This is a genomic window from Nakamurella sp. GG22, assembly GCF_052976845.2.
Genome location: NZ_JBRIIO020000046.1, coordinates 20,352 through 32,957 on the forward strand (window position 1 = coordinate 20,352; position 12,606 = coordinate 32,957).

The 12,606-nt window shown below is 71.1% G+C and carries 9 protein-coding genes and 1 pseudogene; 9 read left to right on the plus strand and 1 reads right to left on the minus strand.

Going from position 1 to position 12,606, the window contains the following annotated elements; genetic code table 11:
- Positions 1–457: 457 nt before the first annotated feature.
- From rplJ to ACVBEQ_RS26340, 4 genes and pseudogenes are all read left to right on the plus strand, one after another.
- Positions 458–1,015, plus strand: a pseudogene (rplJ, locus tag ACVBEQ_RS26325) (50S ribosomal protein L10); the annotation flags it as partial.
- A gap of 306 nt (positions 1,016–1,321) precedes the next feature.
- Positions 1,322–1,708, plus strand: a complete 387-nt coding sequence (gene rplL, locus ACVBEQ_RS26330) for a 50S ribosomal protein L7/L12 (protein ID WP_447156668.1) — start codon at positions 1,322–1,324, stop codon at positions 1,706–1,708.
- Positions 1,709–2,372: 664 nt separating this feature from the next.
- Positions 2,373–2,846, plus strand: coding sequence for a hypothetical protein (locus ACVBEQ_RS26335; protein WP_447156669.1), 474 nt, complete (start codon positions 2,373–2,375; stop codon positions 2,844–2,846).
- 90 nt (positions 2,847–2,936) lie between these two features.
- Positions 2,937–3,860: an alpha/beta hydrolase gene (locus tag ACVBEQ_RS26340; RefSeq protein WP_447156670.1), complete on the plus strand. Its 924-nt coding sequence runs from the start codon at positions 2,937–2,939 to the stop codon at positions 3,858–3,860.
- Between the two features lie 48 nt (positions 3,861–3,908).
- Here ACVBEQ_RS26340 and ACVBEQ_RS26345 read toward each other — a convergent pair whose 3' ends face one another.
- Complete coding sequence (locus tag ACVBEQ_RS26345) at positions 3,909–4,769, minus strand: DUF6597 domain-containing transcriptional factor (protein WP_447156671.1); 861 nt, start codon at positions 4,767–4,769, stop codon at positions 3,909–3,911.
- Positions 4,770–4,849: 80 nt separating this feature from the next.
- Here ACVBEQ_RS26345 and ACVBEQ_RS26350 point away from each other — a divergent pair, with 80 nt between their 5' ends.
- From ACVBEQ_RS26350 to ACVBEQ_RS26370, 5 genes are all read left to right on the plus strand, one after another.
- Positions 4,850–5,443, plus strand: coding sequence for a TIGR03086 family metal-binding protein (locus ACVBEQ_RS26350; protein ID WP_447156672.1), 594 nt, complete (start codon positions 4,850–4,852; stop codon positions 5,441–5,443).
- A gap of 114 nt (positions 5,444–5,557) precedes the next feature.
- Positions 5,558–7,567 (plus strand): ATP-binding protein, encoded by a 2,010-nt coding sequence (locus ACVBEQ_RS26355; protein ID WP_447156673.1) that lies wholly within the window; start codon positions 5,558–5,560, stop codon positions 7,565–7,567.
- A gap of 222 nt (positions 7,568–7,789) precedes the next feature.
- A complete protein-coding gene (locus ACVBEQ_RS26360; RefSeq protein ID WP_447156674.1) occupies positions 7,790–8,356 on the plus strand; it encodes a Pvc16 family protein in 567 nt (188 codons plus the stop codon).
- Between the two features lie 2 nt (positions 8,357–8,358).
- On the plus strand, positions 8,359–10,794 hold the full coding sequence (locus tag ACVBEQ_RS26365) for a carboxypeptidase regulatory-like domain-containing protein (RefSeq protein ID WP_447156675.1): 2,436 nt from the start codon (positions 8,359–8,361) through the stop codon (positions 10,792–10,794).
- 1 nt (position 10,795) lies between these two features.
- Positions 10,796–12,606 (plus strand): carboxypeptidase regulatory-like domain-containing protein (locus ACVBEQ_RS26370; protein ID WP_447156676.1); only part of this gene is annotated, 1,811 nt, incomplete at its 3' end.

Here is a 12,606-nt window from a genome sequence, read left to right on the forward strand (position 1 = left end):
CCCGCAACCTGCTGGAGACCGAAGAGGTCTGACCGACCCGGTCCCGCACACCGAACCGCCGCAACCGTCGGGGGTTGCGGCGGTTCGGTCGTTTCTGGGGCGGGCGCACAGCGCGCGGGTGCAGTCAACGGCCGTCCGGCCCGCAGGCAACCCGCCACGGCCGTGATTTGGCCGCAGCTGGCAGCCTCACGTACAGTGAACCCTGATCCACCGAAGACCGTCGGCTCCCGCATGCCTGCTTCGCGCAGACCATCGGGTGAAGGTTCCGGATTTGTCCGGGCGGCCCACGCAGGAGGACGAGGTCAGACCGGCGCCCCTCGGGGCCGCCCATCTTCCGCCCCGTGCCTGCGCGCGGGGCGTTCGTCTTTTCCGGACCGCTTGCAGGCGGCCTCCGCGTGGACGGTGTCGGCAGTTGCCGCACCGATACGACTGAAGATGTCATGGAAGGAGGCGACGCATGCCGAAGGCCGAAAAGGTCGCAACGGTCGCCGAGATCACGGACAGGTTCCGTAGCTCGAGCGCCGCGGTTGTCACTGAATACCGCGGTTTGACGATGGCGCAGCTCACCGAGCTCCGCCGGTCACTGGGCAAGGACACCGAGTACACCGTCGCGAAGAACACCCTGGTCAAGCGGGCAGCCGCCGAGGCCGGGGTCACCGGACTCGACGACCTGTTCGTTGGTCCGACCGCGGTGGCGTTCATCGGCGGCGAGCCGGTTGACGCCGCGAAGGCGCTGCGCGATTTCGCGAAGGCTCACCCGCTGCTGATCATCAAGGGCGGCCTGCTCGACGGCCGGGCCATCGAGGCCGGCGAGGTCAACAAGCTGGCCGACCTGGAGTCCCGCGAGGTTCTGCTGGGCAAGATGGCCGGCGCGATGCTGGCCACCCTGACCAAGGCAGCCATCGTGCTCAACGCGCTGCCCTCCCAGGTGGCACGGCTTGCCGCGGCACTGCAGGAGAAGCGGATCGCCGACGGGGAAACCCTGGACGCACCGCAGCCTGCTTCGACCGAGGCTTCGGCGGATCCGTCCGCCGTGGGCGTTCAGGCCGTCTCCGCCGAGGCTCCGGCCGAAGGCGCCGACAGCGCTGCTGCCGCCGACGAGTCGACGACCCCGGAAGCGGTCTCCACGGAGGCCCCCGCCGAGGGCGCCGATGCAGGAGCCACCAGCACCGAAGACACCACCGAGGAGACGGCCGTCCAGGCCTGATCCGATCCGCTCCATCGGTCGGCTCAGTCCCTGGTCCGATCCGCCCCCCACCAGAAATCCCGCCCGTTCCGCCGAGAACCTCGGCCGGGCAACAGATGTGAAAGGACGCCCATCATGGCGAAGCTGACCACCGACGAGCTGCTCGACGCTTTCAAGGAGCTCACCCTCATCGAGCTCTCCGAGTTCGTCAAGCAGTTCGAAGACACCTTCGGCGTCACCGCCGCCGCTCCGGTCGCCGTTGCCGGTCCGGCCGGTCCGGCCGCCGCCGCTGAGGTTGCCGAGGAGCAGGACGAGTTCGACGTCATCCTCGAGTCCGCCGGCGAGAAGAAGGTCCAGGTCATCAAGGCCGTTCGCGAGCTCGTCTCGGGTCTGGGTCTGAAGGAAGCCAAGGACCTCGTCGACGCGGCCCCCAAGGCCATCCTGGAGAAGGCTCCCAAGGAGGCCGCCGAGGCCGCTAAGGCGAAGCTGGAAGAGGCCGGCGCCAAGGCCACCGTCAAGTGACCTTGCACTGAACCGTCCGGCGTTGCAGCACCGCGTCTGCGTCGCCGAACACCTGCCCGGAATCCGGGCGATCGCATCCGGGAACGGGGCGGGCCTACCAGGCCCGCCCCGTTTTTCGTGTGGCCACCAGGCCCGACCCGTTTCCTCTGGCCACCAGCCCGCCCCTTTTCTTTCCGTCTCGCCTCCGGAGCCCGACCCGTTTCTCTGGCCACCAGCCCGCCCCTTTTCCGTCGTTCTCACGTCCAGCGCGAGCATCCGACGCCGGGTCCCGCTGCCGCATCCGCACCCGGGGATGCGGCAGCGCGGATCACTGAGCCGATCCGGTTACGGTTGTCGGGTGTCCAGCGCCGGTGCCCGTCGTTCCATGGCTGTCGGCGTCGTGGCGGTGATCTGCGGCGCGCTGCTCTGCGCCACGGCCGGCTGCGGCTCCGCTGCGGCTCCGCTCCCAGTGGCTGCCGCGCGAGACGCGTCGACCTCATCATCGGCGCGACCCAGCGTCTCACCGCCAGCGACCCCACGTTCGACCCGAACGAGTCCCTCCACAACCGGTTCGGCGAGTCCGCGTCCACCGGCCCGCCCCCAGGCGCCGACAACGACGACGAGGGCAACAACGCCCAGGAGCGCGACGGCGACGACGAGGGCGACGACGCCGACCCGGCCCGCAGTGCCGTCCAGCCCGCTGCTCCACCCCTGGAGCGACGGCGCCCTCCGCCCGGACGCCAGCCCGCCCGCCGAGATCGAGCTCGCCTCGTCGGGCGGCAAGACCCGGGACGGCACGCCGTACCGGCCCGTGGTGTTCGAGGCGTCGAACGTGTGGTTGACGCCGTCCGGCGGGGGGAGCGTCTTCGATCTCACCGTCGACGCAGGACGCGGGATCGGCTCCGCCGCGCAGACCAGACTGTCCTTCGACCTGACCGGCGACGGCAACTGGGACCGGGTGGAGACGTACAGGTACTTCGCCACGGACCCGTTGCCCGGCCCGGAGCACTACACCGAGGCGGTCGGCCTGCTCTCGAGCGAGGGCAAACTCGGCGAGATGCGCGGTGGCGTCGTGCGGGTGGAGGTGTGGTCGGCGCTCGGTGAAGGAATTTCCGTCGTCCTGCAGGACTCGTCGTTCTCGTTGCCCTTCGATTCCTGACGGTTGATCGGGGGCCTCCGTTGGCACCGCCGGGCAAGGATCGGCCATGATCGCCGGGACATATCCCGACGCGAGAACGGCGGCACACCGATGACCGGCCCGAAGACCGACAGCAAGCGTTACCGGACCGTCGAGGTCCCGGTCCGCGGTGGCGCGATGCGGGTCGGGGTCTGGGAGCCCGAGGGAGCCGGCGGCGCCCAGCAGGGCGACCCGCAACCGCCCACCGTGCTGGCTATTCACGGCGTCACGGCGTCACACCGCTGCTGGCCGTTGCTCGCCGCGGCACTGCCCGAGTGGCGGCTGATCGCGCCCGACCTGCGCGGGCGCGGTCGCTCGAACGGCCTCCCGGGTCCGTACGGCATGGCGCAGCACGCCGACGACGTCGCAGCGGTGCTCGATCATCTCGGGGTGCCCGCCGCGGTCGTCGCCGGGCACTCGATGGGCGGCTATGTCACCGTCGCACTGCACCATCGGCATCCGGCGCGCGTCGCCTCGGTCGTCCTGGTTGATGGGGGGATTCCGCTGCCGCGACCGGAGGGCCTCACTGACGAGGAGTTCGTCGACGCGGTGCTCGGACCGGTCCGGGCCCGGCTGTCGATGCGGTTCGACTCCCGGGAGAGCTACCAGCAGTTGTTCCGCGCGCACCCCGCATTCGCCTCCGACTGGAGCGACGCAGTGGCCGACTACGCCGATTATGACCTCGTCGGTGACCCGCCGGACCTGCATGCGGCGACCGTCGGAGCCGCGTTCGTCGGCGACTCGATGGACCAGCAGGACGTCGAGTGGTTGATCCCGGGGTTGCAGGGGCTTCCCGAGCGAACGCCGTTCCTCCGCGCCCCGCGGGACCTGCTCGATCGGGAACCCGGTCTGTGGCCGCCGGCGTGGATCGAAGAATGGCAGCAGCAGCTACCGGCGATCGATGTGCGGGAGGTACCGGACGTCAACCACTACACGATCGTGCTGAGCGAGCGGGGCGCGGCAGCAGTCGCCGACGCAGTGCGCTCCGTCGGCTGACCCGTCCGGCCAAGGGCGCTCGACCCGGCCGAAACACCCGCTGGGCACTCAGCTCTCGTCGGAGGAACGGGCCGATCGTTGTTGGGCGGCGTACTCGGCGGGCGGCACGCCGATGGTCCGGGTGAACGCCCTGGTGAGATGCGACTGGTCGGCGAAACCGAGATCGGCGGCCAGCACAGCCCAGTCGGGCGGATCGCCCTGTGCCGCGCGGACCGCGGCGTCCTGCAGCCGGCAGCGGATGATCGCCCATTTCGGCCCGGCCCCGACGTAGTCGTCGAAGAGTCGCTGCAACGTGCGGACGCTCACTCCCGCCAACTGCGCGACCTGGGAGACCCGCTTGATCTCCGGACGTGCGGCGACCTCGGCCACCAGGGTGGCCAGCGAGTCCGCGACCGGGTCCGGGTCGGGCAGGTCGACGAGCAGGAAGTCGGTCAGCAGCGAAACACGTTCTGCGCGGTCGCACGTCGCGGCCACCGCAAGTTCGAGAACCGTGGTGTCCCGGCCGAGCACGTCGGCGATCGGGCGGTGCGTGTCGGTCAGTGCCTTGACCGGGGAACCGAGGAAGGGTCGGAAGCAGCCCGGCCGGAACCGTGCGCCGACGACCCAGCCGTCACCGACGAGGTGGCGGTCGTAGCGGGTGCGGGTGACGCCGGTGACGTGCGCCTCGGTGTTCGTGACCGTGAGGTTCACCGACGGGTACGGCAGCACGCTGGCGGTGAACTCCGCACCGGCCGGCAGTTCCCAGATGATCGTCCAAAAGTTCTCCACGAATGGCGCCAGCCGGAGGTCCGGCACGTGCCTTCGGTAGTCGAACTGCCGCCGGGATCTCCCGGGATGCAGGATGCCGGGTTCGGTCGCACCGTCTGCGGTCGCGTCAGCGGGTGACGCCCCGCTCAGCAACCCGGTCACGCGGGCAAGCGTAACGACTGCCCCGGGGTGTGGCGGAATTGTTCAAGACCGCCTCCGGCACCCGGCGGCACACTCGGCAGATGATCATCCGAGATTATTTCCCGACCGCGGCGAAGGAGGTCGGCGAGATCGCCAGGGGAGCGGCGTCGGCCGATTTGACGGCACCGACGCCCTGCACCGACTTCGACCTGAAGACCCTGATCAACCACGTCATCGGCACCACCGGCGCGCTGGCCGCGGTGGGCCGACGCGAGGAACTCGATGCCGACGACCCGTACGGCGCCAGGAACGACGCGACCGGTGGCGACTGGGGTGCCCGGCTGGGCGAGAGGGCGACCGCACTGGCCGACGTCTGGTCCAGGCGGGAGGCGTGGGAGGGCAGGGTGTCGATGGCCGGCCAGGAGATGCCCGCGACCCTGATCGGCGAGATGTCGCTGGCCGAGATGCTCTTGCACGGCTGGGATCTCGCGCGGGCTACCGGTCAGCAGTTGACTGTCCCGGACGACGTCGGTGGTGAGCTGCTGCGGCACATCGACGAGACGGCGGAGTGGGGCCGGTCGATGGGCGCCTACGGCCCGCAGGTCGCTGTCGGAGAGCCGGCGAGCGCGACGGCATTCGAGCGCGCACTGGCCGCAGCTGGTCGGGATCCCGCCTGGACGGCCGGAAACAGATAGGGCAGCCGCCCGATGCGACCCCCGGGGGCGCCGTCCGATGATGGACGCACTGGGGGACGGCACCGTCGCCGGTGAAGCCGGAAGGTACCGATGCGCGGGCGGCTGCAGGATCTGGTGAAACGTCTGTCGATCGCGGTCGACCGGCGGCGTCAGCTGGACCCCGCACGCCTGCGGATGCTCGACGACACCCTCGCGGTGCTCGCCCAGGACTACCAGGTCGCGCACGACCAACGAGATGTCGGCGACGCCTCGAGCGATTACGCGCCGAACCATGACGCTTTGATCGACGACGATTCGAACAACGCTTCCAACACCCAAGCGCTGCGTAACCATGCGCTGAGCGATCACGCCCTGAGGGGCGACGCGCTCACCGACGACGTGCTGACCGACACCGGCGTCGTCTTCGGGCTCGACGAACCTGATCGGGACCTGGTCCTGATCAGCGCGGCCGCCGATCTTGATGCGAACATCGCGCTGGCCTACGGGTTGCTTCGGGGCGGGACGGCCGCCGGCAGGGTCAGCGTCGGACTCGCCCTGGAACTCATCGGTCTGTCCTCTCTTTCGCCGGACGCGGGCGCCCGGCTGGGCGCGTCAGGGGTGCTCCGGCGGTCGGGACTGCTGGAGGCGGACGGCGCCGGGCCATGGTTGAGCCGCGAGATCTGGTGTCCGGAGAGGGTTGTCAATCACCTGCGGCAGTGGAATGCGCCTGATCCGGCCATCGCTGCGCACGTCACGGACGCGGTGCCGCTGCCGCTGCCGGGGAGTTCGATAGTGGCAACCGCGCTGGAGGCCGGCACCGCTCTGGTCTGGGTGCATTCACCGGTCGGAGCCGCGGGCAGTTGCATGGCCGCGGCCGCCGTGCAACAGATCAACGTCCGGGCGCTGGTGGTGACAGTCCCGGTGGAGATCGGCGGGCCGAACGCCGTCGAGTTCCTCCGGACCGCTCTTCGCGAGGCCGCGTTGCTCGGCAGCTGCCTGCTGCTGGATCGTGCCGAGCGGCTGGGCGGCGGTGACAACGCGCCGCTCGCCCGGCTGCTGGCGGCTCCGGTGGTCCCGGTGATCGCGGTGTCGCAGCAGCCGATCGACCCGGCCTGGGTGACCGAGCTCCGGCCGCTGCTGATCGACGCGCCGCGGCTCGATCCGGAGAGCCGGGAGCGGCTGTGGCACGTGGTCACCGGCACCGAGCTGCCGGCCGGCGCCCTCACCGGCCTGCGGCTGTCGCCGGAGGGACTGCTGCAGACCGCGCGGTATGCCGCCGACCTCGCCACGGGCGACCGCGGGCCGGACGCCGACGAAGTGCGCCGAGCGGCAAGGGTGGTCGGCGGGGTCAACGCCCCGGCGACCGATGTCGGTCTCGACGACCTGGTCCTACCGGAGGACGTCGCCGCCGGCATCGAACGGCTCGTCGGCTGGGCCCGGCACCGGGACGACCTCATCACCACCGGCCTGGTTCCGCGGGCCGGTGGTCGCGGTGGCGGCATCACCGCGTTGTTCAGCGGCAGCCCGGGCACCGGCAAGACGCTGGCCGCGCACGTCGTCGCGGCGGAACTCGGGATGGACATCATCCGGGTCGACCTCTCGGCAATCGTGGACAAGTACATCGGGGAAGCGCAGAAGAACCTCGAGGAGGTCTTCCACCGGGCCGAGAGCCTCAACGTGGTGCTGTTCTTCGACGAGGCGGATGCGTTGTTCGGCAAGCGTTCGGAGGTGAAGGACGCGCACGACAGGTACGCGAATCAGGAGGTCGCCTACCTGCTGCAGCGCATGGAACTCTTCGACGGGATCACCATCCTGGCGACGAATCTGCGCGGCAATCTGGACCCGGCGTTCAGCAGGCGGTTGAGCTTCATCGTGCATTTCCCGGATCCCGACGCGAGAACCCGGGAACGGCTGTGGCGGGTCCACCTCGACCGGCTCGGTGGGCAGGATCCCGCTGATCCCGTCGACCCGGGGCGGCTTGCCCGGCACGTCGAGCTGACCGGCGGCGACATCCGCAACATCGTGGTCGCCGCCGGCTACGACGCCGCCATCGACGGAGCGCGGCCCGGGATGCGGCACGTGCTGGCGGCCGCGACGAGGGAGTACTCGAAGCTCGGCCGGCGGATCCCGGCGGGCGGGCTGTGAGGAACCGGGCGCGGAACGGGGACGGCCAACATAGGGCGAACGCCCGATGCCCGGCCCGCCGCCGGGTGATGGGCTGGCCATGACGCGGTGAGGGCCGCGCCGTCGGCGTGGGCGGCTGGCCATGGTCGCGGCTGATGCCCGCTCAACTCTCGGGGGGTTCCGGATGCCGGCGCAGCGGTCGACCCAGCAGTCCCGCAGACCACCTGCCGGGCCGGCCCCGTCGTGATCATCCCCACCGTCGACTCCGGGCTGGAAACGCTGTTCCGGGAGGGACTTCCGTTGCCCGAGGGCGTCGGTGACGTGTCCTTCGACGCGCCGTCGGGGGCCTGGTCCGCGCAGCTCAGCCGCATCACGGTCAACCTGTTCCTGTTCGGCGTCGGCCGTTCCGGCCAGCCGCCACGGCCGGCCGCGGACCGCGTCGTCGACGGCCGGATGCAGCGCCGGCAGCCCATCCCGATGCTGGAGCTGCACTACCTGGTGTCCGCCTGGGCGGGCGTCGTCCGCGACGAGCATCAACTGCTCGGTGACGCGCTGGCCTGTGTCATCGACACCCAGGTGCTGCCCGTCGAGCACCTCGGGGCGGACGTCAACTCAGCCGTCCAGCTGACCATCGCCGGGTACGACACGACAAGGATCAAGGACGTCTGGAGCTCGGTCGGCGGGTCGATCAAGCCGTCGTTCGAATTGGTGGTGACCACCGCCGGCGACGCGGCGCCGTTCGCCGATCTCCCGCCGCGGGTCGAGCGGATCTCGGCGCTGGTGGCCCCGCATCCGGAACGCGGGAGCTGAGCGTGCGCGTCTCCGCGGGCTCCACGCTGGTCGACCTCGCGCCCGGTTCCTCCACCGCCGTCGACCTCGACATCATCAACACCGGCCAGGTCATCGACGGCGTCACCGCACGGGTGATCGGCCTCCCGGAGCAGCAGGTCAGCACCCAGCCGCCGGTGCTGGCCTTGTTCCCGGAGGCCACCGGCCGGCTGACGGTCAACATGGGCGTTCCGGCCGCCTTCCCGGCCGGGCGGCACCCGGTGACGGTCGAGGTGCGGTCCCGGCAGGACGGCACCGCGCCCGAATACCTGGACCTCGACCTCATCGTGCCCACACTGCCGGGGTTCGGTCTGATGGTGCGGCCGAAGGTGGTCCGGGCGCACCGCACCGCGCGCTTCGTCGTCATCGTGGCCAACAGCGGCAACACCCCGTTGGAGATCGGGCTGGCTGCCTCCGATCCGGAGAAGATCATCGCCTCGACGGTGACCCCCGAGCGGGTCCTGCTCGAGCCCGGCCACTCGTGCGAGGTGCTGGTCGAGGTGCGCGGCCCGCGGATGATCATGGGCTCGGAGATCGACCGGCCGGTCACGTTGACCGCCACTGCCCTGACGGCCGACCCCACCGCCACCGAAACCGCAACTGCCACCGGAACCGCCACCGAAACCGCCACCGCCGCACCGACTCTCGCTCCGTCCGCCCGGGTGGAGCTGGTCGAGGCCCCGCCCGACCTGCGTGAACTGCTCGGGGAGGGCGCAGAGGACGACGGCCCCGATCCGCAGACCGCGATCCTGATGCTCCGGCAGCGACCGTGGATCACCAGGGGAATGCTGACCGCGTTGATCCTGCTCGCGATCATCGCGCTGTGGGCCGCGGTGTTCCTGTTCGGGCTCCGCGAGGTGTTCACCGCCGACCCGCCGACGAAAACAGCCCCGGCGTCGTTCTTCGTCGGCGATATCGTGCTCGTCGCCTCGACCGGTGGCAGTGAGGTCCCGGCGCCGGCCGGGGCGCTGGCGAAGGACGGCACCATGCCCTCCGGTCTCGGCGGGGTGATCGCCGGGACGGTGACCGCGAAGAGCAGCGAGGAACCGGTCGGCCGGATCCTCGTCGACGCACTGCGACAGGCACCCGACGGCTCCGTGCAGGTCGCCGGGTCCACCGCTACCCAGGCCGACGGTTCGTACCAGGTCGCCGGGCTGTTCCCCGACGGCTACCTGCTCCGGTTCACCGCCTGCCGGGAGGCGTCGGGCCCTGATTGCAGGGAGGAAGGATTCGAGCCGGTCTTCTACCCGGGTGTTCCGGACCAGGCCGCCGGAACCCAGGTCACCGCGAAATCGGCCGTGGTCACCAGGGGCATCGACGTGGTGATCACCGGGAAACCGGCGTCGATCACGGGGTCCGTCGACCTCGGCGACACCCTGCAACCGGTGGAGACCACGGTGACCGCGCGGGCGACGCAGGGCGCGGCCGCCGGGAAGGACATCGCCACCACCGTCACCGACGGCGCGAACGCCTACACCCTGGAGGAACTGCCGGCACCCGGTGTGTACGAACTCAGCTTCGCGGCCGAGGGCTACCTGCCGACCATCGTGCAGACGACGGTCGACGGTGGCTCCCGGCGCATCCAGCCGACCGTGCTGCTGTCCGCGAGTCCCGGGCAGATCGCGGGCACCGTCACCGGCGGCGGGGCTCCCCTCGGCGGCGCCACCGTCACCACCACCGTCGACGGTCAACCGGTCAGCACCGGCACACCGACCACCGGCAACGTCGGGCGGTTCGTGCTGGGGGAGCTGCCGACTCCGGCGACGTACGTGCTCACCGTCGCCGCCCCCGGTTTCGGCGAGACGACAGTGGTGGTCGACCTCGGGCCCGGCCAACGACGGGACGATCTTGCGGTGGATCTCGCCTCAGGAACGGGGCAGCTCACCGGGGTGCTGGTGGACGCGGCCGGGGCCGGGGTCGGCGGCGCCACCGTGGCGGTCGGCGGGATGACCGATCCCCCGACCACCACCACACTGACAACCGGCACCGTCGGCGCTTTCGAGTTCTCCGGGTTGCCGGCCGGTGCGGCGCTCACCGTGACGTTCGACAGGCCCGGCTTCGCGCCGACCACCGTCCCGGTGCAGCTGGGTGCGGTGAGCGCTCCGTTGACGGTGACGATGAGCGACTCGCTGGGCCGGATCGGCGGCAACGTCAGCGGGCCGGGCGGTGCTCCGCTCGCCGGTGCGACGGTCACCGCCACCGACGGGCAGAAGAGCTGGCCGGTGACCACATCGTCGGCCGGGCCGGGCGGCGCCGCCGGGACGTACCTGATCGCCGGCCTGCCGGTGGGTATGTACACGGTGACCGCGAGCAGCCCGGCCACCGAGGCCAGGACCACTCTGGTGACCGTCGCCGCGGGCGGCCGGGCCGACGCGAACTTCGCGCTTCCGGAAGCGGTCGGCGTGACGGGCGGCGGCTGACGTGCGAGTGCTGGTGACCCCCGACCGGGTGGAGGTCGGCGACGGCAACGCCGTCGAGATCAACGTGACCGTGCACAACACGGGCATGCTGATCGGCGGCTATCACCTGCGGGTACTCGGCGCCGACCCGTCGTGGGTGACCCTGGGTGCGGAGAATCTCTCGCTCTTCCCGGACGCATCCGAGACGGTCCGGGCGGTCGTCCGGCTGCCGCCCGGCGTCGCGGCGGGTGAACGCCGGATGGCGGTCCAGGTCAGGGAACTGACTCCTCCTCAGGCGATCTCGATCGCCGACATCGTGCTGACGGTGCCCGCTGTCGAGTCCCTGCGGGTGGCGCTGTCGCCGATGACGGTGGTCGGCGGGCGGTCCGGCACGTTCGGGGTGGTGCTCGAGAACACCGGCAACACACCGGTGGTCGCGCAGCTGGCCGGGACCGATGCCGAGGACGTCATGCGGTTCGCGTTCGAACCCGACGTCGTCACGCTCGCGCCCGGCGACCAGGCCATCACCGACCTGCGGGCGACCGGCCCGCGGCGCTGGTTCGGTCAACCGGTGGTCCGCACCTTCGGCATCGGGCTGCGTCCCCTGCTGCCGCCGGCGCCACCCGAGCATTCCGGACCGCCGGCGTCGGAGGAACCGCTGGCCACCGGGACGCTGCTGCAGAAGGCGCGGCTCAGCCGCGGGCTGCTGTCGCTGCTCAGCCTGCTCTTCGCTGCCACCGTGTTCGCGACAGTCCTGACCATTGCGCTGACCGCGCTGGTCGGCCAGTCGGCGGCCGACCGTGACCTCGCCATCCAGGTCGCGGCCGCGCAGAACACCGACGGGCTCGCCGGGACATCGGCGCTCGGCGGCAGTGTCGTGCTGCTGACCAGCGGCGACCCGGTGCCCGGGGTCTCGGTCGAACTGTTCGACGCCGCCGCCACGACCACGCCGATCGCCAACGCCGCCACCGGCGACGACGGCACATGGACCATCGACAATTTGCCGGCCGGTGCCTATAAGTTCCGGGTACGCGGTGCCGGGTTCGCCGAGATCTGGTACGAGAACGCGCTCACCGCCGCCGAGGCCAAAGAAGTCGTGCTCAACCTCGGCCAGCAGATCCGTGACCTCAAGGTCACCCTCGGCGGGCTGCCCGCGTCGGTGTCCGGCGAGGTCGTCGGCAGCGACGTCGCCGGTGCGGTGCTCAGCGTGCAGGTGCCGGTGGAGTTCCTGCCCGCCGACCCCGCGGCCGTTGCCGACAACGAAGCGGCGGCCTCGGATCTCACGCCCGCCGGTGCCGTGTTGCGGACGGTGCCGATCGGCTCGGACGGCCTGTTCGAGATCACCGACATCGCCTCGCCCGCGGTGTACGACCTCGTCGTCACCAAGACCGGGTTCGCCACCGCGACTGAGCGCGTCGACCTGACCGGCGGCGAGTCGCGCAGCGGCGTGCAGATCCGGCTGCGGACCGGCGACGGCCTGATCAGCGGCTCCGTCACCGGCCCGGACGGGGTGCTCGGCGGTGCGGTGATCACGGCGACCACCGGGACCACGACGGCGGAAACGGTGTCGCTCACCGAGGGCGACATCGGAGGCTTCACGCTCCGCGGGCTCGTCACCCCGGCGACCTACTCGGTGACGGTGACCTCTCCCGGCTTCAGCCCGCAGACCACGTCCGTTTCGCTCGCCGACGGGCAGACACTCACCGGCGTCCAGCTCGCCGTCGCGCGGTCCGCCGGCTCGTTGAACGGGATCGTCAGCACCGTGCCGGGCAACGAGCCGGCCGCCGGCGTGACGGTCTCGGTCACGGCCGGCACCGACACGGTCGAGACCGT